Genomic DNA, 23,797 nt, shown 5'->3' on the forward strand with positions numbered 1-23,797 from the left:
TAGGCCACCCCTATCCAGTACAAAAGTAGCCATGCACGAACAATATCAGCCCCGTGAAATCGAAGCCGCCGCCCAGTCATTCTGGGACGAGCAAAAGTCCTTTGAAGTCAGTGAACAGCCAGGCAAGGAGACTTACTACTGCCTGTCGATGTTCCCTTACCCCAGCGGCAAGCTACACATGGGGCACGTGCGCAACTACACCATCGGCGACGTGATCTCCCGCTACCAGCGCATGCAAGGCAAGAACGTTCTGCAACCGATGGGTTGGGACGCCTTCGGCATGCCGGCGGAAAACGCCGCGATGAAGAACAACGTCGCACCGGCCAAGTGGACCTACGAAAACATCGCCTACATGAAAACCCAGCTGCGTAGCCTGGGTCTGGCGGTCGACTGGTCGCGTGAAGTCACCACCTGCAAACCGGATTACTACCGCTGGGAACAATGGCTGTTCACTCGCCTGTTCGAAAAAGGCGTGATCTACCGTAAAAACGGCACCGTGAACTGGGACCCGATCGATCAGACCGTTCTGGCCAACGAACAGGTGATCGACGGTCGCGGCTGGCGTTCCGGCGCACTGATCGAAAAGCGCGAAATCCCGATGTACTACTTCAAGATCACCGCCTACGCGGATGAGCTGCTGGAGAGCCTCGACGATCTGCCGGGCTGGCCTGAACAGGTCAAGACCATGCAGCGCAACTGGATCGGCAAATCCCGTGGCATGGAAGTGCAGTTCCCGTACAACGTCGATTCCATCGGCGAAGCCGGCACCCTGAAAGTCTTCACCACCCGTCCGGACACCCTGATGGGCGCAACTTATGTTGCCGTTGCTGCCGAGCACCCGCTGGCCACACAAGCCGCGCAAAACAATCCTGAGCTGCAAGCGTTCATCGCTGAATGCAAGGGCGGCAGCGTTGCCGAAGCCGACGTCGCCACGCAAGAGAAGAAAGGTCTGCCGACCGGCCTGTTCGTCGAGCACCCGCTGACCGGTGAAAAACTGCCTGTCTGGGTCGCCAACTACGTACTGATGCACTACGGCGACGGCGCGGTCATGGCGGTCCCGGCTCACGACGAGCGCGACTTCGAATTCGCCCACAAGTACAACCTGCCGGTGAAATCGGTGGTGCGTACCAGCTCCGGCGACACCAATCCGGCCCCATGGCAAGACGCCTACGGCGAGCATGGCACGCTGATCAACTCCGGTGAGTTCGACGGTCTGGACTTCGCTGGCGCCTTCGACGCCATGGAAGTCGCCCTGATCAAAAAACAACTGGGCGCCTCGCGCACCCAGTTCCGCCTGCGCGACTGGGGCATCAGCCGTCAGCGCTACTGGGGCTGCCCGATCCCGATCATCCACTGCGATGCCTGCGGTGACGTGCCGGTGCCGGAAGACCAACTGCCAGTCGTGCTGCCGGAAGACGTCGTGCCTGACGGCGCCGGTTCGCCACTGGCGCGCATGCCTGAGTTTTACGAGTGCAACTGCCCGAAATGCGGTCAGCCTGCCAAGCGTGAAACCGACACCATGGACACCTTCGTAGAGTCGTCGTGGTACTACGCCCGTTATGCCTCGCCGCACTTTGAAGGCGGTCTGGTCGAGAAATCCGCGGCCGACCACTGGTTGCCGGTGGATCAGTACATCGGCGGTATCGAACACGCGATTCTGCACCTGCTCTACGCGCGCTTCTTCCACAAGCTGATGCGCGACGAAGGCCTGGTGAGCTCCAACGAGCCGTTCAAAAACCTGCTGACCCAAGGCATGGTGATCGCCGAAACGTACTATCGCCGCGAAGCCAACGGTGCCTACACCTGGTTCAACCCGGCAGACGTAGAACTTGAGCGTGATAGCAAAGCCAAAGTCATCAGTGCCAAGCTGAAGTCTGACGGCTTGCCGGTAGAAATCGGCGGCACCGAGAAGATGGCCAAGTCGAAGAACAACGGTGTCGACCCTCAGTCGATGATCGACCAGTTCGGCGCCGACACCTGCCGCCTGTTCATGATGTTCGCATCGCCACCGGACATGAGCGCCGAATGGTCCGACTCCGGCGTTGAAGGTTCGCACCGTTTCCTCAAACGCGTCTGGCGACTGGCGCAAGCCCACGTCACTCAGGGCCTGCCGGGCAAGCTCGACATCGCCAGCCTGAACGACGAGCAGAAAGCCGTTCGCCGTGCGATCCACCTGGCCATCAAACAGGCCAGCCATGACGTCGGTCAGAACCACAAATTCAACACCGCCATCGCTCAGGTGATGACGCTGATGAACGTGCTGGAAAAAGCTCCGCAAGGCACCGAGCAGGATCGCGCGCTGATTCACGAAGGTCTGGAAGCCGTGACATTGCTGCTGGCTCCAATCACGCCGCACATCAGCCACGAGCTGTGGAATCAACTGGGCCATGCTGACGCGGTCATCGATGCCGACTGGCCTGCTGTAGACGAAAGCGCGCTGGTACAAGACAGCCTGACGCTGGTTATTCAAGTGAATGGCAAACTGCGCGGCCAGATCGAAATGCCGGCCAGCGCGACCCGTGAAGAAGTCGAAGCCGCCGCGCGTACCAACGAAAACGTGCTGCGCTTCGTCGATGGCCTGACTATTCGTAAAGTGATTGTAGTGCCCGGGAAACTGGTCAATATCGTCGCCAGCTAATTGGATCGGGCGCCGGGTTTGCCCGGCGCCAAGTAAAACCTTTCGGGCCGCATGAACGGCCCACATGGTTTCAAGGGGAGCAACACAATGATCAAACGCAATCTGCTGGTGATGGGCCTCGCTGTGCTGCTGAGCGCCTGCGGTTTCCAGCTGCGTGGTACCGGTACCAATGAACTGTCGATCAAGGAACTGGATCTGAGCGCACGTAACGCCTATGGCGAGACCGTCACTCAACTGCGTCAGGTACTGGAATCCAGCGGCGTCAAGGTTTACAGCGGTGCACCGTACAAGCTGTTCCTGGCTGACGAACAGGAAAGCCAGCGCATTCTCAGCTACGCCGGTGCCGGCCGTACGGGCGAATATCAGGTCAGCACTGTTCTGAGCTATGACATTCGTGGCGACAAGAACCTTTCCCTGCTGAGCGACAAGCTTGAAGTGCAGAAAGTGTTTATCCACGACGGCAACAACCTCGTCGGCTCTGACCAGGAAGCCAACGACGCGCGTCGCGATATTCGTCGCGAGCTGGTTCAGCGCATGATGCTGCGCCTGCAACAGCTGACCCCGGGTCAACTGGAGCAACTGCAGCAAGCCGCCAACAACCGCGCCAAGGCTGAAGCCGACGCGCTCGAGGCGGCGCAAAAGGCTGAAGCGGAAACCCCGCGTCAGTCGCCGCTTGAAATTCCGCAGCAGTAAGACGTTCGGGGCGCTCAGGCGCCCCGTTCGATTGTTCTTATGAAGCTCGCTCCCGCTCAACTCGGCAAACACCTGCAAGGCGCCCTCGCGCCGGTCTACATCATCAGTGGCGATGACCCGCTGCTGTGCCAGGAAGCCGCCGACGCCATCCGCAGTGCTGCGCGCCAGCAAGGTTTCGACGAACGTCAGGTCTTCGCCGCCGACGCCAATTTCGATTGGGGTACGTTGCTGCAGGCCGGCGCGAGCATGTCGTTGTTCGCCGAGAAACGCCTTCTTGAGCTGCGTCTGCCTTCGGGCAAACCTGGTGACAAGGGCGCTGCCGCCTTCATCGAGTACTGCTCGCGCCCTGCGGAAGACACTGTGCTGCTGATCAGCCTGCCCAAGCTCGATGGCAGTGCGCAGAAGACCAAGTGGGGCAAGGCGCTGGTCGAAGGTCAGCAGACCCAGTTCATCCAGATCTGGCCGGTGGATGCCAATCAGCTGCCAAGCTGGATTCGTCAGCGTTTGTCGCAGGCCGGCTTGTCGGCCAGTCAGGACGCCGTCGAACTGATTGCCGCGCGCGTCGAGGGCAACCTGCTCGCCGCCGCGCAGGAAATCGAAAAGCTCAAGCTGATGGCCGAGGGTGGCCAGATTACCGTCGAAACGGTGCAGGCGGCTGTGGCCGACAGTGCACGATTCGACGTGTTTGGCCTGACCGATGCGGTGCTCAACGGTGAACCGGCCCACGCCCTGCGCATGCTCGAAGGCCTGCGTGGCGAGGGTGTCGAACCGCCAGTGATTCTCTGGGCGCTGGCGCGGGAGTTGCGCCTGCTGGCCAATATCTCGCTGCAATACAGCCAGGGCACGCCGCTGGACAAGTGTTTCAGTCAGGCGAGGCCACCGGTCTGGGACAAGCGCAAACCGTTGATGAGCAAAGCCCTGCAACGCTATACGGCGCAACGCTGGGCGCAGTTGCTGCTCGAAGCGCAGCGCATCGATGCGCAGATCAAGGGCCAGGCGGCCGGATCGCCATGGATGAGCCTGAGTCGTTTGGCGTTATTGATGGCCGGCCAGCGACTGTCTTTGCCTGCTGAATAAGACGCTCAACCGCATAACGGCCATTCGCGAGCCGGCTCGCGAAAGCGCCAGAACATTCCTACACAACAGGCACTGGACAGACGCCCGACATCGGCAGATTATTTGCCGCGCAAAACCCACTCGATCGAGAGAACCCTCATGAGCAAAAAGCCAGCGAAACATCGCCCCAACAAGGCCAAATCCATCGTCGCCCAACCCTTGTTCCGCAGTCGCCAGGAACGACCAACCAAGGGCAAAGGCAGCTACCGCCGCGAAGCCTTCCAGTCTGACAGCTGGGAGGCTTCTTACTTTCTGGCCGCCTGAAGCGCAGTACCCCCCGGTCATGTTAAGGTCTGCACCTGATTCGTTTCCCCTGGAACTGTGCATGCCCCTAAGTCTTTCCCGTCGCTGGCCTGTTCGCCAGATGATCGCTGCCTCCAGCTTCATTCTGCTTGTCGCCTGCGCGGAAAAACCGACCGCCGCCGACGCGCAACCTCTCCAAGCCGCTCCTGTCGCCACGGCCCCAGCGATCATCCCGCCGGTAGTGCCGTCCGCCGACCCTCTCGATCTTCAGCCGACCCAGACCTTTGCCGAATGGCAAGCAGGTTTCCGCAAGGATGCCCTGGCCGCCGGGATCCGCGCCGACCTGTTTGATCGCGCCTTTGCCAATGTCAGCTTCGACGCCAGCGTCATTCGCGCCGACCGCAGTCAGCCGGAATTCTCCCGCCCGGTGTGGGAATACCTCGATGGCGCCCTTTCGCCATTGCGCGTGCGCAAAGGTCAGGCATTGATCAACCAGTACGCCGACATTCTGCAAAGCATCGAACAGCGTTATGGCGTTGACCGTCAGGCCTTGGTGTCGGTGTGGGGCATGGAGAGTAACTTCGGTCAGTTCCAGGGCAGCAAGTCGGTAATCAACTCGCTGGCCACCCTCGCCTACGAAGGCCGCCGCCCGGGCTTTGCCCACGCGCAATTGATCGCAGCCCTGCAGATCCTGCAACAGGGCGATATCACTCCGGAGAAGATGCTTGGCTCTTGGGCTGGCGCGATGGGTCAGACTCAATTCATTCCGACCACCTACAACACCCATGCGGTGGATTTCGATGGCGACGGCCGCCGCGACATCTGGGGCAGCCCTGCCGATGCGCTGGCCTCGACGGCGCATTACCTGCAAAGCTCAGGCTGGCAGCGCGGGCAGCCGTGGGGTTTTGAGGTGCAATTGCCGAGCAGCTTCAACTACACGCTGGCCGACGGCGCCATTCGTAAAAGCGTCGCCGAATGGCGGCAACTGGGCGTGATCCTGCCGAATGGCGGTCAAGTACCTGCGGGCTCCGAGCAACTGTCGGCCGCCCTGTTGCTGCCGGCCGGTTATCGAGGCCCCGCGTTCCTGATCCTCGACAACTTCCGAGCGATCCTCAAGTACAACAATTCTTCGTCGTACGCCCTGGCGGTGAGCCTGTTGTCCGAGCGCTTCAATGGCGGTGGTCTGATCAACGGCACCTGGCCGAAAGATGATCTGCCGCTGAGCCGTACCGAGCGCATCGAGTTGCAGACCCTGCTGAGTGCACGCAACTATGATGCGGGCACAGCGGACGGGATTATCGGCGCCAATACGCGCAAGGCGATCCGCAGTGCACAGCAGTCGTTTGGCTGGCCGGCGGATGGCTATCCGACGCATAAGCTGCTTGAGAGCCTGCGTAGCCAGTAAAAGCATCGCGGGCAAGCCCGCCCACACAGGTTCAGCGGTGATCACAATATCTGTGTACACCACGAACCTTGTGGGAGCGGGCTTGCCCGCGAAGACTGACGAATTGACGATAACTCTCTACCGTCGAACCACCACATCCTGCTCCAGCATCAACTCCTTCTTCCCCGCATCCAGTCGAACCAGCGCGCCCAACGGCAGCGTCAGATTCGGATCGCAGTGCCCGCTACGCCACCCCGATAGCACCGGAATCCGCAACGGTTCGAAAGTCTGCTTGAGCAAGCAGTTGAGCGCCTCGACTTCTACCCCCGCGATATCCCCGACCAGCACACCGCGCAGTTTTGCCAACTTGCCGGCCAGACGCATCTGGGTCAGCAATCGGTCGATGCGATACAGCGGTTCGTTGACATCTTCGATGAGCAAAATCACCCCCTCGACATCGATTTCATAAGGCGTACCGAGGGTCGAGGCGATCATTGCCAGATTGCCGCCTAGCAAGCGTCCATGGGCGATCCCGGGCTCGACCGTGGTCAATGGGTGAGCCACCGGGTGACTCAACACACTCCCCGCCTTCACCTGGCCACGGAGCATGGCGAAAAACGAGGCGACGGTCGGCGGTTCCTTGTCACCCAACAAGTCCGCATTGAGCAACGGCCCGTGAAAGGTTACGAAGCCTGCGTAACGGCTGATGGCCAGGTGCAGGGCGGTGATGTCGCTGTAGCCGACAAACGGCTTGGCGTTGCGGCTCAGCAGATCGAAGTCGATACGGTCCAGCAGCCGTGGCGTACCGTAGCCACCGCGCAGGCAGATAATGGCGTCGACCTCGGGATCAGCGAATGCGGCATGCAAATCGTTGAGTCGCACGTCATCGCTGCCGGCCAGGTAGCCGTCCTTCTCATAAACCCCCGGGAACACCCGTAATTCGTAACCACGGGCACGCATCCACTGCACAGCCTTGTCCGTGTCCAGCGCGCCGGGGCCGGCTGGGGCAATGACACCGATCAGCCCCTCTGACGGCAAGGCCGGTACAGGTTTATGCGGGAACAGGGTGTGGGTCGGTCGAACGGTCATCCGTGGGGCTCCGTGTGTGAAGTCGTGCAGACACAGTAGTCAGGAACACATATAAACAAAAGAGGCATTGTGGCCCAGTAACTTGTGGCGAGGGAGCTTGCTCCCGCTAGAGTGCGCAGCAGTCCCAAGCATACTGGGGTCGCTGCGCAACCCAGCGGGTGCAAGCTCCCTCGCCACAGGTTAAGTGGTCAAACTTCCCATACAAAAATACCCGCCGAGGCGGGTATTTTGTGAAGCCTTCAGCGCTGGATCAGGAACCCAGCAGCTCAGCCTTGACCAGCTTCGCCTGCTCGTCGGCGTGGTACGAAGAACGCACCAGCGGACCCGAAGCAACGTTCTTGAAGCCCATCTTGTAACCTTCCTCGGCGAACCAGGCGAAGGTGTCCGGGTGCACGAAACGCTGCACCGGCAAGTGGCTGCGCGACGGTTGCAGGTACTGACCGAGGGTCAGCATGTCGATGTCGTGTTCGCGCATGCGCTTCATGACTTCGATGACCTCTTCGTCGGTCTCGCCTAGACCCAGCATCAGGCCGGATTTGGTCGGAATGTGCGGCATCATCTGCTTGAAGCGTTGCAGCAGGGTCAGCGACCACTGGTAGTCCGAACCCGGACGCGCAGCCTTGTACAGGCGCGGTACGGTTTCCAGGTTGTGGTTGAACACATCCGGCGGCTCGGCGGCAGTGATTTCCAGGGCGATGTCCATGCGACCACGGTAGTCCGGAACCAGGGTTTCCAACTGCACGTTCGGCGACAGTTTGCGAATTTCGCGGATGCAGTCGGCAAAGTGCTGAGCACCGCCATCACGCAGGTCGTCGCGGTCAACGGAGGTGATCACCACATACTTGAGCTTGAGGTCAGCGATGGCGATGGCCAGGCTTTCCGGCTCGTTGACGTCCAGTGGCTTCGGACGACCGTGGCCAACGTCGCAGAACGGGCAGCGACGGGTGCAGATGTCGCCCATGATCATGAAAGTCGCGGTGCCGCCGGAGAAGCATTCGCCCAGGTTCGGGCAGGACGCTTCTTCGCAAACGCTGTGCAGCTTGTGTTTGCGCAGCAGGCTCTTGATCCGGTCGACTTCCGGCGAAACCGGAATACGTACACGAATCCAGTCAGGTTTTTTCGGCAGTTCGGTGGTCGGAATGATCTTTACCGGGATGCGTGCAACCTTCTCGGCGCCGCGCAGCTTGACGCCGGCTTCAACCTTGGGACGCGGGGCCGGGCGCTCGGTCACGTCGAGCGTCGGGATCATGGTTTGCACTGCATCAGTAGTCATATCAGTCGATTCCGCCCGTCAGGGTCGTCTGCTCAGCATAGTCGAGGTGTTTGACGAGCTGCGCACGCAGCCGGGCACTTACCTCGGCAAATTCAATCGATCCTGCGTGATCGCTCAGCTGGGTCATCGCCAGCCCGGCATAGCCGCAGGGATTAATCCGTCGAAACGGTTCCAGGTTCATATCCACGTTCAGGGCCAGGCCATGAAAGGAACAACCGTGGCGAATCCGCAAACCCAGTGAAGCGATTTTCGCTCCATCGACGTAGACGCCGGGAGCATCGGGCTTGGCCGCTGCGGTCACGCCGTAGCTGGCCAGCAATTCGATCAGGCAAAGCTCCATGCGACTGACCAGATCACGCACGCCGAAACCCAGCTTGCGCACATCCAGCAACAGGTAAGCCACCAATTGGCCGGGGCCATGATAAGTCACCTGCCCGCCGCGATCGACCTGCACCACCGGGATATCTCCCGGCAGCAACAGATGTTCGGCCTTGCCGGCCTGGCCCTGAGTGAACACCGGCGGGTGTTCGACGAGCCAGATTTCGTCGGCGGTATCGCTGCCGCGTTCGTTGGTAAAGCGTTGCATGGCATGCCAGACCGGCTCGTAAGCCATCTGGCCGAGCTCACGAAAGCCCAGCGTGCCAGACATCACAACACCATGTGCACGAAGCCGGTCGCCCGCAGTTCGCTGTTGATGTTGTACAGCTGATCCTGGTCGGTCGCGACGATGTGCAACTGGATAGTGGTGTATTTGCCGTTGCTGCTCGAGCGCTCGTCAACACGCTCATCGTTGATTTTCGCGAATTTCTTCACAATCTCGATGATCTTGTCTTTGTGGCCGACGCCCGTATCGCTGATCACCTTAATCGGATAATCAGTCTGAGGGAATTCGATCTTTGGCGCCTTTACTTCGGTATCGGTCATGGCGTAACGGCCTCGTAAGCCGTGGTAACGCACATGGCCCCGCACCGGATCGGGGCGGGGCCATGCAGGTCAACACAAATCAGTTGAACAAGCCGTAGAAGAATAGACGGATGCTATCCCACATGCGGCGGAAGATACCACCCTCCTCGACGCCATCCAGAGCAATCAGGTCAGCGCTGTGCACGACCTTGTCTTCCAGCTTGACTTCGACTTTACCGATCACGTCGCCCTTGGCGATTGGCGCGGTCAGTTGCGGGTTCATGGTCATGCTGGCAGCGAGCTTCTTCAGCTGGCCTTTCGGCAGAGTCATGGTCAGGTCTTCAGCCAGGCCGGCCTTGACTTGATTGGTGGTGCCTTTCCACACCGGGGCCTGAGCCAGTTCGGTGCCCTTCTGATAGAAGGTCTGGGTTTCGAAGAAGCGGAAACCGTAGGTCAGCAGCTTCTGGGTTTCAGCGGCGCGAGCCACTTCGCTGTTGGTGCCGAACACTACAGCGATCAGGCGCTGGCCGTCACGTACAGCCGAGGACACCATGCAGTAGCCGGCTTCGTCGGTGTGACCGGTTTTCAGGCCGTCAACAGTCTTGTCGCGCCACAGCAGCAGGTTGCGGTTAGGTTGCTTGATACCGTTCCAGAAGAACTCTTTCTGCGAGTAGATCGCGTAGTGAGCCGGGTCTTCGTGGATGATCGCGCGGGCCAGGATCGCCATGTCGTGAGCCGACGAGTAGTGCTCAGGGTTTGGCAGACCGGTCGGGTTCATGAAGTGGGAGTTGGTCATGCCCAGATCGGTGACAGTCTTGTTCATCAGGTCGGCGAAGGCGTCTTCGCTGCCGGCGATGTGCTCGGACAGCGCCACGCTGGCGTCGTTGCCGGACTGAATGATGATGCCGTGCAGCAGGTCGCTGACCGTCACCTGCGAGCCGACCTTGATGAACATCCGCGAACCACCGGTGCGCCAGGCGTTTTCGCTGACGGTCACCGGGTCGTTTTCACCGATCTGGCCGCGACGGATTTCCAGCGTAGCGATGTACGCGGTCATCAGTTTGGTCAGGCTGGCCGGAGGCAGGCGCTGGTCGCCATTGTTTTCGACCAGCACGTTGCCGCTGCTGGCGTCCATCAGAACGTAAGCTTTTGCGGCCAGTTGAGGTGGCGACGGCATCATCTCGGCCGCGAAGGCGGCTGGCGAGAGGAGCAGCGGGACTAGCAGACACAGGCGTTTGGCAAAGGTGGTGATGTTCATCCGTCTCTCGAAATCGCTAATGGAAACTGTCCTTGCGGACAAAATTTAATCAGATGACTTTCTAACGAGCCATCGCGTGTTCAGTTGCTCACTCCAGTCACCCTTGCCGGGCTTTTGTTCTTCGACGAGCCAACAACCTGGTTCACCCCCCAATACCGCAAGTGAACCGTCAATCAAGTTCTACGTATTACTCGGTGACCACACTTGGCGAACCAAGGTTGGCCAGGCGCACGCTGTTCTGCACCTGGGCAATTTCACCCGGCGAGCCGATCGGCCCCAGGCGAACCCGGTGCAGGGTCTGCTGATTGCGCACGATCGAGCTGATGAACACCGGAGCGCTCACCATCCCGCTGAGCTTCGACCTCAGCAGTTCTGCAGCGTCCGGGTTGGCGAACGCGCCCACCTGCAGATACTGGCCAGTTGCTGTTGCAGAAGCGTTTTTTTTTGCACTCATCGGCACAGGGACGGTGTCAGAGGCATGTTGTTGCGGCGGCGGCGTCCACTGCTCGACAGTGCCGGCCGAGGCCGTGATCACCGGAGCGCTGTTCTGCGCGACTTGTGGCTCGTTGAGCATCAAAGGCGCCGGACGGCCCTTGGCGGCCCACCACTGCTGGGGATCGATGCCTTCGACCTTGACCCGCGCCGTACCGATTTCGGCGTAACCGAGTTTCTTGGCGGCCGCGTAAGACAAGTCGATGATGCGATCAGAGTAGAACGGCCCACGGTCGTTGACTCGCAGGATCACGCTCTTGTTGTTGTCCAGATTGGTCACCCGAACGTAACTTGGCAGTGGCAAAGTCTTGTGGGCGGCGCTCATGCCGTACAGGTCATAAACCTCGCCGTTGGCGGTGTTCTGACCGTGAAACTTGGTGCCGTACCACGACGCCGTGCCAGAGGCGACGTAGGTCTTGGATTCCTGCAACGGGAAGTAGGTTTTGCCCAGTACGGTGTACGGGTTGGCCTTGTACGGACCGGTGTGCAGGGTCGGCGTGGCATCCGGGATGCGCGACACATCGACGTCCCACCACGGCGCGCCATCTTTGTGCGCGCGGTTGATATCCAGACCCGGCTGCGCTCGCACAACGGTATTGGCGGTTTTCGGCGTCGGGGAACGGCTGGTCGTGCAACTGGCGACCAATACCGCCAACGCAGCGAATGCCACCAGCTTCAGGGGTTTATTGTTAGGCAATGCCCGCATTACTTGACGCCCCGTGCTTGTACCAGCTGTTCAGACAGTTGATGTACGGCCATGGCGTACATCACGCTGCGGTTATAACGCGTGATCGCGTAGAAATTCTTCAGGCCCATCCAGTATTCAGGGCCGTTGTCGCCTTCGAGGCGAAATGCAGTAACCGGCATATCATCGCGCAGCGCATCATGACTTGACCAGCCCAGCGCTCGCAACTCTCCAACCGTCTTTGTCGGCTCGATGCCGGTGGTCAGACCTTCATCGACCTGCTCGCCGCGCACATCCGCCCGGCTGACCACCGGCTCACCGGCGACCCAGCCGTGACGCTTGAAATAACTCGCGACGCTGCCGATCGCATCATCCGGGTTGTTCCAGATATTGATGTGGCCGTCACCGTCGAAGTCCACCGCATAGGCGCGAAAACTGCTCGGCATGAACTGCGGCAGGCCCATGGCCCCGGCGTACGAGCCTTTGAGCGTCAATGGATCGACCTGCTCTTCACGGGCCAGTAGCAGGAACTCACGCAGTTCCTTGCGGAAAAATTCGGCACGGGGAGGATAGTCGAATCCGAGCGTGGACAAGGCATCGATCACCCGGTAATTACCGGTATTACGTCCGAAAAAGGTCTCAACGCCGATAATCGACACGATGACTTGTGCCGGCACGCCGTATTCCTGCTCGGCACGCGCCAGAGTGGCCTCGTGCTGGCGCCAGAAGTCCACACCTCGCGCAATGCGCGCGTCAGTGATGAACATCGGGCGATATTCTTTCCACTGTTTGACCCGCTCGGCGGGTCTGGAGATGGCGTCGAGAATCGCCTGTTTGCGCTGAGCCTCGCGGAAAACACCCATCAATTGCTCACCGGCGAAACCGTAGTCGCGGGTCATTTCACCGACGAATTCGGCCACCTGAGGTGAGCCTTCGTATTCGCCGGCCAGCGCTTCCTGGACGCTGCCCAGCAGGCCCATCAGGCCAACCAGCGGCGCGCATCGAGTCGCCCAGCCACGCATTACTTGCATTGAACTCTTCACCTTATTCAAACCTGTGCGATCCACTTGCGATGGGTATGGATCGACATCAAAACCCCAAACGCTGACAGCAGCGTCACCAGCGAAGTTCCTCCGTAGCTAATGAATGGCAACGGCACCCCTACGACCGGCAACAGGCCACTGACCATACCGATGTTGACGAAAACGTAAACAAAAAACGTCATGGTCAACGCGCCAGCGAGCAATTTGCCGAACAGCGTCTGCGCCTGAGCGGTGATCACCAGCCCTCGGCCGATCAGTAAAAGGTAAATCAGCAGCAGCGCGCAGATGCCCACCAGACCGAACTCTTCGCCCAGTACGGCAATAATGAAGTCGGTGTGGCTTTCCGGCAGGAAGTCCAGGTGCGACTGGGTGCCGAGCAGCCAGCCCTTGCCGAAGACGCCGCCGGAACCGATCGCGGCTTTCGACTGAATGATGTTCCAGCCCGTGCCGAGCGGATCGCTTTCCGGGTCGAGGAACGTCAGGATTCGTTGCTTCTGGTAGTCGTGCATGATGAAGAACCACATGGCCACGGCCACGGGTACGGCAGCCGCCAGCACGCTGAGAATCCAGCGCCAGCGCAAGCCGCCCATGAACAGCACGAACGCGCCACCAGCGAGAATCAGCAGCGAGGTGCCGAGGTCGGGCTGACGCACGATCAGAATGAAGGGCACACCGATCAGCATCAGGCTGATGCCGACATGCTTGAGTTGCGGCGGCAAGGTGCGTTTGGACAGATACCAGGCAATGGTTGCCGGCATCAGGATCTTCATGAACTCCGAGGGCTGGAAGCGGATCACCCCGGGGATGTTGATCCAGCGCGTGGCACCCATGGCGTTGTGGCCCATGATGTCCACCACCATCAGCAGCACCACGCCGATCACATAACCGAGTGGCACCCAGCGCGCCATGAAACGCGGCTCGAACTGGGCGATGACGATCATCGACACCAGACCGATGCCGAACGAAGTGGCCTGTTTGGCCAGCAGATCCCAGCTCTTGCCGCTGGCCGAATACAACACGAACAGGCTGCCGGCGGCGAGGATCAGCAGCAGGATCAGCAACGGGCCATCGATATGCAGTCTTTGCAGCAGCGTCGCGCGGCGACGCATCACATCCTCACTGGAGAGCATGCGATCAAAATTATTCATCACGGGCCGTAGCCTCCGCACTGATTGGGCTGGCGTATTCGGCCTTCAAACGTCCGTCCTGATCGAGCAGCCAGGCGTCCATGACCTGACGCACCACTGGCGCGGCAACGCCGGAGCCGGATTCACCGTTCTCGACCATCACCGACACGACGATTCGCGGGTCATCGGCCGGGGCGAAGCCGACGAACAAGGCGTGGTCACGATGGCGCTCCTGAACCTTGGAGCGGTCGTACTTCTCGCCCTGCTTGATCGCCACCACCTGCGCCGTACCTGATTTACCGGCGATACGGTATTGCGCGCCAATGGCCGCTTTGCGCGCGGTGCCGCGGGCACCGTGCATCACTTGCTGCATGCCGTGGTTGACCTTGGTCCAGTCCGACGGATCACGCAGGATAATGTCCGGCATCGGGTTTTCGTCCACCGGCTTCACCCCTTCGAGGGATTTGGCCAGGTGCGGGCGGTTCCACACGCCTTTGTTGGCGACCAGCGCCGTGGCCTGGGCCAGTTGCAGCGGGGTTGATTGCATGTAGCCCTGGCCGATCCCGAGAATCAGGGTTTCGCCCGGGAACCAGGCCTGCTTGCGGGTCGCACGTTTCCATTCGCGAGACGGCATCAGGCCAGGAGATTCTTCGAACATGTCCAGCGAGACCTTCTGGCCGATGCCGAACTTGTTCATGTAAGCCGACAGCCTATCGATGCCCAGCTTGTGCGCGAGGTCGTAGAAATAGGTGTCGTTGGAACGCATGATCGCCGTATCGAGGTCGACGAAGCCGTCACCGGTGCGGTTCCAGTTACGGTACTTGTGATCGTAGTTCGGCAGCATGTAGTAGCCCGGGTCGAACACCCGGCTCGACGCCGTCACCACACCCGAATCGAGACCGGCAATCGCCACCGCCGGCTTGATCGTCGAACCCGGCGGGTACAGACCGCGCAGCACACGGTTGAACAGCGGCCGGTCGATGGAATCGCGCAGCTCGGCGTAGGCCTTGAAGCTGATCCCGGTGACGAACAGGTTCGGGTCGAAGCTCGGCTGACTGACCATGGCCAGCACTTCGCCGGTCTTCGGATCCAGCGCAACCACCGCACCACGACGCCCGCCGAGCGCAGCTTCGGCCGCTTCCTGCAATTTGATGTCGAGGCTGAGGACAATATCCTTGCCGGGAATCGGATCGGTACGCTTGAGCACGCGCAAGACGCGGCCACGGGCGTTGGTCTCGACTTCTTCGTAACCGACCTGACCGTGCAACTCCGGCTCGTAGAAACGCTCGATACCGGTCTTGCCGATGTGGTGGGTGCCGCTGTAGTTGACCGGGTCGAGGGTCTTCAGCTCTTTCTCGTTGATCCGCCCCATGTAACCCACCGAGTGCGCGAAGTGCGCGCCCTGTGGATAGTGACGAACCAATTGCGCGACCACTTCAACGCCGGGCAGACGGAACTGATTCACCGCGATGCGGGCGATCTGCTCTTCGGTCAGCTCGAACAGGACCGGCACCGGCTCGAATGGCCGGCGCCCCTGACGCATGCGTTTCTCGAAGATCACCCGGTCCTCGGGCGTCAGTTCCAGCACTTCGACGATCACATCAAGCACTTGCTGCCAGTCGCCGGAGCGCTCGCGGGTCATGCTCAGGCTGAAACTCGGCCGGTTGTCCGCCACCACCACACCGTTGCGGTCGAAAATCAGCCCGCGCGTCGGCGGAATCGGCTGAACGTGGACGCGGTTGTTTTCCGACAGCGTCGAGTGGTACTCGTACTGGATCACCTGCAAGTAATACAGCCGCGCAATCAGCACACAAATCAGCGCCACCACCACAACGGCCCCGAACACGACGCGGCTACGCACCAGGCGTGCGTCCTTTTCGTGGTCCTTGATGCGGATCGGCTGAGACATGAGGGCAGGCTTACTTGTGGTAAGGGTGACCGGACAGCACGGTCCAGGCACGGTACAACTGTTCGCCGATCAGGATCCGCACCAGCGGGTGCGGCAGCGTCAACGGTGACAACGACCATCGCTGATCAGCGCGGGCGCAGACTTCCGGCGCCAGACCTTCCGGTCCACCGACCATGAAATTGACCGTGCGCGAATCCAGCCGCCAACGGTCGAGTTCGACCGCAAGCTGCTCGGTGCTCCAGGGTTTGCCGTGGACTTCCAGCGTGACGATCCGCTCGTTCGGCCCGACCTTGGCCAGCATGGCTTCGCCTTCCTGGCGGATGAAACGGGCCACGTCGGCATTCTTGCCACGGGTGTTGAGCGGTATTTCCACCAGTTCCAGCGCCAGCTCGGACGGAAGACGCTTGGCATATTCACGCCAGCCTTCTTCCACCCATTTGGGCATGCGTGAACCGACGGCGATCAGTCGCAGTCGCACAGCAATCCCTTACAGCTGGTCTTTGTTGAGCTTGGTGAAATGCTCGTGGGTGTTTTCCGGGCTGTGGTGCTTGGCGTCGGCCGCACGGCTTTGCTCGGCACCGGCCCACAGGCGCTCCAGGTCGTAGAACTGACGCGCCGAGGCAGTCATCATGTGCACGATCACCAGATCGAGGTCGAGCAGTACCCAGTCGCTGTCGCCCTTGCCTTCTTCGCCCAGCGGCTTGGCGCCCTGCTTTTTCACTTCTTCGCGAACCTTGTCGAGCATCGCGTTGATCTGGCGATTGGACGTACCGGTGGCGATGATCATGTAGTCAGTGATGCTTTGCTTGTCGCGAACATCAATGATTTGAATGTCCTGCGCCTTGACGTCTTCCAGGGCTGCAACAGCGAGCTTGACCAGTTCGTCACCTTTCAGCGGCTCGTTGGTGTTGACCGGCTCTGGCAGCGGAGCGCTCTTGAATGTGCCTTTGCGCTTAACTTTGGTTTGGTCTTTGTCAGTCATATAAAACTCGTTTTGCTCATATTTTCGGCGGCTTGGCGACACGTGGATTCGTATCAGTGAAGCACGCCTTGTTCAGTTCGACGCACGATACAGACCGTGCGCATCGATGTAGGCCAGGACCGCGTCGGGCACCAGGAAACGTACCGACTTACCGCTGGCCAGCAGTTGACGGATCTGGGTGGCGGAGACCGCGAGCGGAGTCTGCCAGACGAATGCAATCTGTCCGCTCGGCCCTTTCAGGGCCAGCGGGTCGCTCACCGAACGCGCTGCCAGCAGGTTGCGCAAGGCATCCGGCGGTTCGCTGTCGGCGTCCGGGCGCTGTAGCACCAGGATATGGCAATGCTGGAGCAACTCTTCCCAGCGGTGCCAAGTGGGCAGGCCGCAAAATGCGTCCCAGCCCAAAAGCAGAAAAACCTGGGTCTCGGCGGGCATTTCGGCACGCATCAACTCCAGGGTATCAATGGTGTAGGACGGTTTGTCCCGCTGCAATTCGCGGGCGTCCACCACCAGCGGCGGCACTCCGGCCACCGCGCACTCGACCATCGCCAGCCGGTCCTGCGCCGACACCTGCGGCGTATCGCGATGCGGCGGCCGCGCGCTCGGCGTCAGGCGCAACTCATCAAGCGCTAGCGCCTCGGCGACTTCCAGCGCACCGCGCAAATGGCCGATGTGCACCGGATCGAACGTTCCGCCCAGCACGCCGATGCGTCGGGGGCGAGACTCGCTGCCGGTTTGCGGCGCTGTCAGGTCGAGGTCGGTCAAGTCAGACCGGCGCCTGGCCGCGCAACTGGCCATCTCCGACCACGATGTACTTCTCGCAGGTCAGTCCTTCGAGGCCCACCGGGCCGCGGGCGTGCAGCTTATCAGTAGAAATGCCGATCTCGGCACCCAATCCGTATTCAAATCCATCGGCGAAGCAGGTCGGGGTGTTGATCATCACCGACGCCGAGTCGACTTCGGCCACGAACCGGCGGGTGTCGGCGAGGTTTTCGCTGGCGATCGAGTCGGTGTGGTGCGAGCCGTAATGGTTGATGTGTTCGATGGCCTGGTCCAGACCGTCGACCACGCGGATCGACAGGATTGGCGCCAGGTACTCGGTGCTCCAGTCGTCTTCGCTGGCCGCTACGGCCTCGATAATCGCCCGGGTGCGCTCGCAACCACGCAGCTCAACGCCTTTTTCGCGGAACTGGGCGGCCATCGACGGCAGGAAATCCTTGGCAACAGTTTGATCGACCAGCAATGTCTCCATCGCACCGCAGATGCCGTAGCGATAGGTCTTGGCGTTGAAGGCGATACGCTGGGCTTTCGCCAGATCGGCGTGAGCACTGACGTAAACGTGGCAGATGCCATCCAGATGCTTGATCACCGGCACACGGGCATCGCGGCTGATGCGCTCGATCAGGCCGCGGCCACCGCGGGGGACGATCACATCGACGTACTCGGGCATGGTGATCATCGCGCCGACGGCGGCACGGTCGGTGGTTTCGACCACTTGCACCACGGCAGCGGGCAATTCTGCCTCGGCCAGACCGCGTTGAATGCAGGCAGCAATGGCACGGTTGGAGTGAATCGCTTCCGAGCCACCGCGCAGGATGGTTGCGTTGCCAGACTTCAGGCACAGGCTGGCGGCATCGATGGTCACGTTGGGACGGGACTCGTAAATGATCCCGATCACCCCCAGTGGCACGCGCATCTTGCCAACCTGAATCCCCGACGGGCGGAAGCTCATGTCACGGATTGCCCCGACCGGATCCGGCAATGCCGCCACCTGGCGCAAACCAACGATCATGCCGTCGATGCGTGCGGGGGTCAGTTCCAGACGCTCCAGCAATGCCGGCTCCAGACCATTGGCGCGACCAGCGGCCAGATCCTGTTCATTGGCTGCGGCCAGCTCCGCACGAGCAGCGTCCAACGCATTGGCAGCGGCCTGCAAGGCGCGGTTTTTCTGCGCGGTGCTGGCACGGCCGATGACCCGGGAGGCTTCGCGGGCGGCGCGACCCAATCGGGTCATGTAGTCAAGAACGGACTCAGTCATGGTCTGCTGGGGTCTTGGCAAAGAGGAAAGCGGCAGATTATAGCTGTCGCGTCCCGGGACTAACAGCGGTGACGGGCGGATGGTCGAAATGGATTGCGAATTGCCAATGTTCAGCCGTAATTAAGCCTCGGATTGTTATCATTCCGACCTTCTCAGCCTGGATAACCCCTGCCTGCCATGTCCAACCTGACCATTCGCAACAGCGCCGAGCGCCTGCCATTGGGCCTTCCGGACGCTTTTTTCGACCGTGACGCGCAGCTGCTGGCCCGGGATCTGCTGGGAAAAGTCATCCGCCACCGGGTCGGCAATCTGTGGCTGAGCGCGCGAATCATCGAAACCGAAGCCTATTACTGCGAAGAAAAAGGCAGTCACGCCTCCCTCGGATACACAGAAAAACGTAAAGCTTTGTTTCTGGATGGTGGCCACATCTATATGTATTACGCCCGCGGCGGCGATTCGCTGAACTTCAGTGCGCAAGGGCCCGGCAATGCGGTACTGATCAAATCGGCTTATCCGTGGGTCGATGAAATCAGCGGCCCGGCGAGTCTGGCGCAGATGCTGCTGAACAATCCGGATGCACAAGGTCGTCCGCGCCCGTCGCAGAAACTCTGCGCCGGCCAGACATTGCTGTGCAAGGCGCTCGGCTTGAAGGTGCCGGTATGGGACGCCAAGCGTTTCGACCATGAGGTGCTATTGGTGGAAGATACCGGGCCGGCGCCCTCGCACATCATTCAAACCACGCGCCTGGGCATCCCTCACGGTCGTGACGAGCACTTGATGTATCGCTTCGTCGACGCTGCTTACGCTCAATGGTGCACGCGGAACCCGCTGCGCCGGGGTCAGGTCGAAGGTCGCGATTATTTTGTATTGCCCACGTCGGAAGCAGATTTGAAGTAGACGGAATTCCCTGTGGGAGCGAGCCTGCTCGCGAAAGCGCTCGGTCAGCCATGGTTATTTCGCCTGACACTCCCTTTTCGCGAGCAGGCTCGCTCCCACAAGGGCCAATTGAAGATTTGATGGAGTTGTTTGTATGGGCCCATGGCTCGATAGCGTGACCGGATGGCTGGCCGCCAATCCACAATGGCTGGCCGCAGCGGTGTTCATTGTGGCCTTTGTCGAATGCCTGGCGATTGCCGGGTTGATCGTACCCGGCACCGTGATGCTGTTTGCCGTGGCAGTGATGGCCGGCAGCGGCGCCTTGTCGTTGAGCGAAACCCTGTTGCTGGGTTTTCTCGGCGGCATCCTCGGCGATCTGGTTTCGTACTTCCTCGGCCGCCACTTCCACCAGAACATCCGCAGACTGCCCGGCCTGCGCCATCATCCGGAATGGATGGCGGGCGCCGAGACCTATTTCCAGCGCTACGGGATCGCCAGTCTGCTGGTCGGACGCTTCATCGGCCCGCTAAGACCGATGCTGCCGATGGTCGCGGGGATGTGCGACATGCCTTTCCCGCGCTTCGCCGCCGTCAGCCTGCTGGCCGCCGCCGGCTGGAGCCTCGCCTATCTGCTGCCCGGCTGGGCCACCGGCGCGGCTTTCCGTCTGCCATTGCCGGAAGGTTTCTGGCTTGAGGCGGGCATCGTTGCCGCCAGTATTGCCGTCATGGTCGGCCTCAGCGTGAACAGCAGCCTGCGCCGCCACCGCCGCGCGACGATCTGGATCAGCAGCATGAGCCTGCTGATTCTGATCGGTCTGTTCATCGGTTATCCGTACCTGACCGCCCTCGATCAAGGCGTGATGACCCTGGTCCAGGAACATCGCCAACCGGTGCTGGATGAAATCGCGGTCACCCTGACGTTGATCGGCGAGTTCCGCAACATGTTGCTGTTCAGCATCTTGCTGACTGGCCTGTTGCTGGTGTGCCGCCAGTGGCGTCAGGCCGTTTTCGCGGGCGGCACCCTCCTCGTCACCGCACTCGCCAACACCGTCACCAAACAGTTTTTCGCCCGGGTACGCCCGGAAGTGCTGACCGATCCGATCACCAGTTACAGCATGCCCAGTGGCCATGCCTCCGGCTCGTTCGCGCTGTTCCTGACCCTGGCCGTCCTTGCCGGACGCGGGCAGCCGCCACGCATGCGACTGACGTGGCTGCTGATCGGCTGCATACCGGCAATGGCGATTGCGCTGTCGCGCGTCTATCTCGGCGCCCACTGGCCGACGGACATTCTCGCCGGCGCCATGCTCGCCGCCTGCATGTGTGCGGCAAGCCTGTGGCTGAACCAGCGCCAATCGCCGCTCAATGCCATGCCGTTCAAGGTCTGGTGGCTGATCCTGCCGGCAATGGTGGCGTTGTTCGGCTTTTTCGTGCTGCGTCATTTGCCCCATACGCTGTTGCGCTACGCCTACTGATCAAACGCTTCTTTACGCATCTCCCCTGCCCACTCTCCGAGGATTTTTCCGACGAGAGTGAGGCCAACTTCTTATTCCCATCTCTGATTCTTCCCAGCCAACTTCCTACAAGCCTCAGTTTTATCGAAAATAAAAAACTGAAGTTACACATTCAAGATAAAAGCATTGCAACTCCCCCCTCACGCTCAGTACAAAATCAATTAGATTAAGCCCACGCGCTCACCCCGCATCCGACAAAGCAAATCACTCTCGCGAATTTGGCTTTGTACTTGAGCGCACGTCAAATAAATACTCTGCCAATACGTACCCAGCAACAGCCAACTTTATACAAGTTCAATGGCAACGGAGTTTCAATGAGCCCGAAGATACCCAGAAAGCCACCCACTACATCTCCGAACAAGACAGAAAACAATTCACCCACTACTCGACAACCCGACAACAACCCGTTGTCTTCATCGCCTTTCGCCAGGCCGGTCGATACCTGGCCGCACAATACGGCGACTGAAATTTCTCTGTCCCGCACCAGCAGGGATCCGGTGCGCAAGCCTGCCGTGGTCATCAGCGAATTGCCGGGCAGCCGCATTACCGCACAGGCAGCAGACAATCCGTTTAACCAGTACTGGCTGAGACCCGACTTCCTGCGTGGTCTGCAACAGGCCGATGCAGCGGGCTTTCGATTTATTGTCGGACGCCGCTTCGTCGACGTGGAACATGAAGGCGCACTGCATACGGCACATGTCGAATTCGATGCAACACTCGGCACCTGTCAGGTCAAGTTGCTGACGGAGCGCGATGCGTCCGGCCCACTTTTGGTAAAAAATCCCGGACGCCCGACCTGGCGACTCGCGACCCAGACCGGTGCAAACCCCGTCGTCAACCGAGCGCCACAAGCGGCAAACAATACACCGGCAAAAAGACCGGGTCCGGCCGGGGACGTGCAAAGCGAAAGCGCGGCCAAACAGCCGCGCGCTTCCAAACCCGCCACCATACTCAAGCAGAGCCAATACACGGCATCGGTGCACTCTCCCGATGGGCAAGGTTATTACCACCTCAAACCGGCACTGGGCTCACTGGAAACCGGCACGCGCTTCGCCTTCAAGGATCGCCACGGCAACTGGATTGAGGTCGATCCGCCAAGCGCTGGTTTCAGTGCGCAGCCCACGCATTTGAAACACTGGACCGACCAGGAAATCTGGGAGGTGTACGCCATTCAAGGGGCTGACATAGCGCGGTTCAGGGTAGAAGCGCAAACACTCGGCAAGCCCCCGCAATGGGCTGAAGCCAATGTCACGGCAAACCCGGCCGCTGACCTGCTGCACGACAGCCTGCGCTGGCTGCACCCGACACTCAGCCCGGATGCACGCGAAGCGTTGTTGCAGTCCTATAACCTGCTACCGAGCCAATTGCTGCGTTTGCGCCTGGAGATGAAGACCGAACTGAAGATTGCGCCGTGGGCCCAAGCACACAAGCAACTGACGGCAGACTTGAGTAATCCGCAGACTCTCACCCGGCTGAGTCAGGACCTGAGCAACGAACTCAATCTCAAACACGGCGCCCGGCACGACTGGTATCACCCCGAAACCAGCCTGACCACGCCGTTACGTGAGGCACTGCTGGCCAGGTTGGGTTATCGGCGCAACAAGAATGACTGCCTGTATCGAACTGACGTACCGGCCTTGTTCAGGGGCGATGATCGCACCCCGTTCGAACTGGCGAATGACAATGCAATGCTCCCCCGTTATGCGCACAAACCGGGCGCGGCGACGCACAAACCGATCAGCGCCACCTTCAGTCTGAAGGAAGGCCTGATGTATGGCAGCGCACCGGACCCCGAGTATCTCCAGTACAACTCCCAGACCAACAAATATCCCGGCAAAAGCGCCGGTGGGGCCACTTCGGATAGCAGTTCGGGTGACTCCAGTGACAGCGACAGCAGCTCGTCATCCGGTTGGTCGGACGCCGACGATCCAGTCTTTCTGGATAACGAACGCAACTACGTGACGATCCGCGAACGTCAGACCGAAATGTTCATTTACGCGCTGGACACCCGAACCCTGGAAGTCGTGCCGCATGAAGAGAACCACCTGTTCAATTCAAAGGCCCGCGAGCAGCCGCAGACCTGGTTTCCCGACGACGACTATGAAGGCCTGATTTCGGTCACCCAGGCAGGACTCGAAGCCGAGCGCATCTGGCTGTTGAACTCGACCCTGACCAAGGGCGCAAAAGTCCAGGACATTACCGAGCAGGCCGGGGACCGCGCCGAACATATTGAAGCGGCCACCCATGCCGGACGAGCCAATAAACATGAATATGACCAGTTGATTGATCAAGTCGAGGCGAGTGGCAAACCGATATTGATGTTGTCCGGCGATAAAAAAGAATATGGCGATGACATTGTCTGGCCTTGAATAACAAACGCCCGACAGACCTAGCCAGTCAATCCGCAGCAAGTTACCGACTGCTAATAAACAGCAACTCCAACAAACATGATTACAACTCCCGCATGACGCTACGGGAGCACTTTCGTTCGCCCGCCGGTATGGAAACCGGGGCCGCATCGCGGTTATTTATAAAGGATTG

General features: G+C 60.3%; 21 protein-coding genes. 8 read left to right on the forward strand and 13 right to left on the reverse strand.

The window, feature by feature from the left end; all coding sequences use genetic code 11:
- Positions 1-31 precede the first annotated feature (31 nt).
- The 5 genes from leuS (at position 32) to ACVVH8_RS26115 (ending at position 6,095) form a co-directional block, all read left to right on the forward strand.
- Positions 32-2,638, forward strand: coding sequence for a leucine--tRNA ligase (gene leuS / locus ACVVH8_RS26095; protein ID WP_475227073.1), 2,607 nt, complete (start codon positions 32-34; stop codon positions 2,636-2,638).
- Between the two features lie 87 nt (positions 2,639-2,725).
- A complete protein-coding gene (locus ACVVH8_RS26100; protein WP_103303678.1) occupies positions 2,726-3,331 on the forward strand; it encodes an LPS-assembly lipoprotein LptE in 606 nt (201 codons plus the stop codon).
- Positions 3,332-3,370: 39 nt separating this feature from the next.
- Positions 3,371-4,408, forward strand: coding sequence for a DNA polymerase III subunit delta (holA, locus tag ACVVH8_RS26105; RefSeq protein ID WP_475227076.1), 1,038 nt, complete (start codon positions 3,371-3,373; stop codon positions 4,406-4,408).
- Positions 4,409-4,546: 138 nt separating this feature from the next.
- Positions 4,547-4,711 (forward strand): alternative ribosome rescue factor ArfA, encoded by a 165-nt coding sequence (gene arfA / locus ACVVH8_RS26110; protein ID WP_103303680.1) that lies wholly within the window; start codon positions 4,547-4,549, stop codon positions 4,709-4,711.
- A gap of 61 nt (positions 4,712-4,772) precedes the next feature.
- Positions 4,773-6,095, forward strand: coding sequence for a lytic murein transglycosylase (locus ACVVH8_RS26115; protein WP_103303681.1), 1,323 nt, complete (start codon positions 4,773-4,775; stop codon positions 6,093-6,095).
- A gap of 117 nt (positions 6,096-6,212) precedes the next feature.
- On the opposite strand, the gene ACVVH8_RS26120 is transcribed toward ACVVH8_RS26115, so the two are convergent.
- The 13 genes from ACVVH8_RS26120 to ACVVH8_RS26180 all read right to left on the reverse strand — a co-directional run bounded on the left by ACVVH8_RS26120 (position 6,213) and on the right by ACVVH8_RS26180 (position 18,870).
- Positions 6,213-7,163: a S66 peptidase family protein gene (locus tag ACVVH8_RS26120; RefSeq protein ID WP_475227079.1), complete on the reverse strand. Its 951-nt coding sequence runs from the start codon at positions 7,161-7,163 to the stop codon at positions 6,213-6,215.
- A 250-nt stretch (positions 7,164-7,413) separates the two neighbouring features.
- A complete protein-coding gene (gene lipA, locus ACVVH8_RS26125) occupies positions 7,414-8,412 on the reverse strand; it encodes a lipoyl synthase (RefSeq protein ID WP_160768663.1) in 999 nt (332 codons plus the stop codon).
- A 25-nt stretch (positions 8,413-8,437) separates the two neighbouring features.
- Positions 8,438-9,085, reverse strand: a complete 648-nt coding sequence (gene lipB, locus ACVVH8_RS26130) for a lipoyl(octanoyl) transferase LipB (protein WP_475227081.1) — start codon at positions 9,083-9,085, stop codon at positions 8,438-8,440.
- Positions 9,085-9,360, reverse strand: a complete 276-nt coding sequence (locus ACVVH8_RS26135) for a DUF493 domain-containing protein (RefSeq protein ID WP_095188445.1) — start codon at positions 9,358-9,360, stop codon at positions 9,085-9,087. Before ACVVH8_RS26135 ends, lipB begins: the two co-directional genes overlap by 1 nt.
- Before the next feature lie 79 nt (positions 9,361-9,439).
- Positions 9,440-10,597 (reverse strand): D-alanyl-D-alanine carboxypeptidase family protein, encoded by a 1,158-nt coding sequence (locus ACVVH8_RS26140; protein WP_038361911.1) that lies wholly within the window; start codon positions 10,595-10,597, stop codon positions 9,440-9,442.
- 187 nt (positions 10,598-10,784) lie between these two features.
- Positions 10,785-11,795: a septal ring lytic transglycosylase RlpA family protein gene (locus ACVVH8_RS26145; RefSeq protein WP_103303684.1), complete on the reverse strand. Its 1,011-nt coding sequence runs from the start codon at positions 11,793-11,795 to the stop codon at positions 10,785-10,787.
- Positions 11,795-12,805, reverse strand: coding sequence for a lytic murein transglycosylase B (gene mltB / locus ACVVH8_RS26150; RefSeq protein WP_103303685.1), 1,011 nt, complete (start codon positions 12,803-12,805; stop codon positions 11,795-11,797). Before mltB ends, ACVVH8_RS26145 begins: the two co-directional genes overlap by 1 nt.
- 17 nt (positions 12,806-12,822) lie before the next feature.
- The gene (rodA, locus tag ACVVH8_RS26155; RefSeq protein ID WP_177431391.1) at positions 12,823-13,926 is read right to left on the reverse strand and encodes a rod shape-determining protein RodA; all 1,104 of its coding nucleotides are present in this window, start codon (positions 13,924-13,926) and stop codon (positions 12,823-12,825) included.
- Positions 13,927-13,957: 31 nt separating this feature from the next.
- Complete coding sequence (gene mrdA, locus ACVVH8_RS26160) at positions 13,958-15,853, reverse strand: penicillin-binding protein 2 (RefSeq protein WP_475227084.1); 1,896 nt, start codon at positions 15,851-15,853, stop codon at positions 13,958-13,960.
- Between the two features lie 10 nt (positions 15,854-15,863).
- The gene (gene rlmH, locus ACVVH8_RS26165; protein WP_475227087.1) at positions 15,864-16,331 is read right to left on the reverse strand and encodes a 23S rRNA (pseudouridine(1915)-N(3))-methyltransferase RlmH; all 468 of its coding nucleotides are present in this window, start codon (positions 16,329-16,331) and stop codon (positions 15,864-15,866) included.
- A 9-nt stretch (positions 16,332-16,340) separates the two neighbouring features.
- Complete coding sequence (gene rsfS, locus ACVVH8_RS26170) at positions 16,341-16,835, reverse strand: ribosome silencing factor (RefSeq protein WP_016986117.1); 495 nt, start codon at positions 16,833-16,835, stop codon at positions 16,341-16,343.
- Between the two features lie 72 nt (positions 16,836-16,907).
- Positions 16,908-17,630: a nicotinate-nucleotide adenylyltransferase gene (gene nadD / locus ACVVH8_RS26175; RefSeq protein WP_103303688.1), complete on the reverse strand. Its 723-nt coding sequence runs from the start codon at positions 17,628-17,630 to the stop codon at positions 16,908-16,910.
- Positions 17,599-18,870 (reverse strand): glutamate-5-semialdehyde dehydrogenase, encoded by a 1,272-nt coding sequence (locus ACVVH8_RS26180; RefSeq protein ID WP_475227090.1) that lies wholly within the window; start codon positions 18,868-18,870, stop codon positions 17,599-17,601. The genes nadD and ACVVH8_RS26180 overlap by 32 nt, the downstream gene beginning before the upstream one ends.
- Before the next feature lie 177 nt (positions 18,871-19,047).
- Here ACVVH8_RS26180 and ACVVH8_RS26185 point away from each other — a divergent pair, with 177 nt between their 5' ends.
- The 3 genes from ACVVH8_RS26185 to ACVVH8_RS26195 all read left to right on the forward strand — a co-directional run bounded on the left by ACVVH8_RS26185 (position 19,048) and on the right by ACVVH8_RS26195 (position 23,625).
- A complete protein-coding gene (locus ACVVH8_RS26185; RefSeq protein ID WP_103303690.1) occupies positions 19,048-19,767 on the forward strand; it encodes a DNA-3-methyladenine glycosylase in 720 nt (239 codons plus the stop codon).
- A gap of 133 nt (positions 19,768-19,900) precedes the next feature.
- Positions 19,901-21,217 (forward strand): bifunctional DedA family/phosphatase PAP2 family protein, encoded by a 1,317-nt coding sequence (locus ACVVH8_RS26190; RefSeq protein ID WP_103303692.1) that lies wholly within the window; start codon positions 19,901-19,903, stop codon positions 21,215-21,217.
- A 536-nt stretch (positions 21,218-21,753) separates the two neighbouring features.
- A complete protein-coding gene (locus tag ACVVH8_RS26195; RefSeq protein ID WP_475227092.1) occupies positions 21,754-23,625 on the forward strand; it encodes a hypothetical protein in 1,872 nt (623 codons plus the stop codon).
- Positions 23,626-23,797: the final 172 nt, after the last annotated feature.

The sequence above is a fragment of the Pseudomonas trutticola BRTCR10 genome (assembly GCF_056155105.1).

What these genes read in the sequence shown, in the direction of transcription:
- ACVVH8_RS26180 (WP_475227090.1), bottom strand. Translation starts at nt 18,870, where the DNA reads ATGACTGAGTCCGTTCTTGACTACATGACCCGATTGGGTCGCGCCGCC.
- ACVVH8_RS26115 (WP_103303681.1), top strand. Translation starts at nt 4,773, where the DNA reads ATGCCCCTAAGTCTTTCCCGTCGCTGGCCTGTTCGCCAGATGATCGCT.
- ACVVH8_RS26185 (WP_103303690.1), top strand. Translation starts at nt 19,048, where the DNA reads ATGTCCAACCTGACCATTCGCAACAGCGCCGAGCGCCTGCCATTGGGC.
- lipB (WP_475227081.1), bottom strand. Translation starts at nt 9,085, where the DNA reads ATGTCTGGCACGCTGGGCTTTCGTGAGCTCGGCCAGATGGCTTACGAG.
- ACVVH8_RS26145 (WP_103303684.1), bottom strand. Translation starts at nt 11,795, where the DNA reads ATGCGGGCATTGCCTAACAATAAACCCCTGAAGCTGGTGGCATTCGCT.
- mltB (WP_103303685.1), bottom strand. Translation starts at nt 12,805, where the DNA reads ATGCAAGTAATGCGTGGCTGGGCGACTCGATGCGCGCCGCTGGTTGGC.
- nadD (WP_103303688.1), bottom strand. Translation starts at nt 17,630, where the DNA reads ATGGCCAGTTGCGCGGCCAGGCGCCGGTCTGACTTGACCGACCTCGAC.
- rsfS (WP_016986117.1), bottom strand. Translation starts at nt 16,835, where the DNA reads ATGACTGACAAAGACCAAACCAAAGTTAAGCGCAAAGGCACATTCAAG.
- lipA (WP_160768663.1), bottom strand. Translation starts at nt 8,412, where the DNA reads ATGATCCCGACGCTCGACGTGACCGAGCGCCCGGCCCCGCGTCCCAAG.
- ACVVH8_RS26190 (WP_103303692.1), top strand. Translation starts at nt 19,901, where the DNA reads ATGGGCCCATGGCTCGATAGCGTGACCGGATGGCTGGCCGCCAATCCA.
- ACVVH8_RS26120 (WP_475227079.1), bottom strand. Translation starts at nt 7,163, where the DNA reads ATGACCGTTCGACCGACCCACACCCTGTTCCCGCATAAACCTGTACCG.
- ACVVH8_RS26140 (WP_038361911.1), bottom strand. Translation starts at nt 10,597, where the DNA reads ATGAACATCACCACCTTTGCCAAACGCCTGTGTCTGCTAGTCCCGCTG.
- ACVVH8_RS26100 (WP_103303678.1), top strand. Translation starts at nt 2,726, where the DNA reads ATGATCAAACGCAATCTGCTGGTGATGGGCCTCGCTGTGCTGCTGAGC.
- rodA (WP_177431391.1), bottom strand. Translation starts at nt 13,926, where the DNA reads ATGCGTCGCCGCGCGACGCTGCTGCAAAGACTGCATATCGATGGCCCG.
- arfA (WP_103303680.1), top strand. Translation starts at nt 4,547, where the DNA reads ATGAGCAAAAAGCCAGCGAAACATCGCCCCAACAAGGCCAAATCCATC.
- leuS (WP_475227073.1), top strand. Translation starts at nt 32, where the DNA reads ATGCACGAACAATATCAGCCCCGTGAAATCGAAGCCGCCGCCCAGTCA.
- mrdA (WP_475227084.1), bottom strand. Translation starts at nt 15,853, where the DNA reads ATGTCTCAGCCGATCCGCATCAAGGACCACGAAAAGGACGCACGCCTG.
- ACVVH8_RS26135 (WP_095188445.1), bottom strand. Translation starts at nt 9,360, where the DNA reads ATGACCGATACCGAAGTAAAGGCGCCAAAGATCGAATTCCCTCAGACT.
- holA (WP_475227076.1), top strand. Translation starts at nt 3,371, where the DNA reads ATGAAGCTCGCTCCCGCTCAACTCGGCAAACACCTGCAAGGCGCCCTC.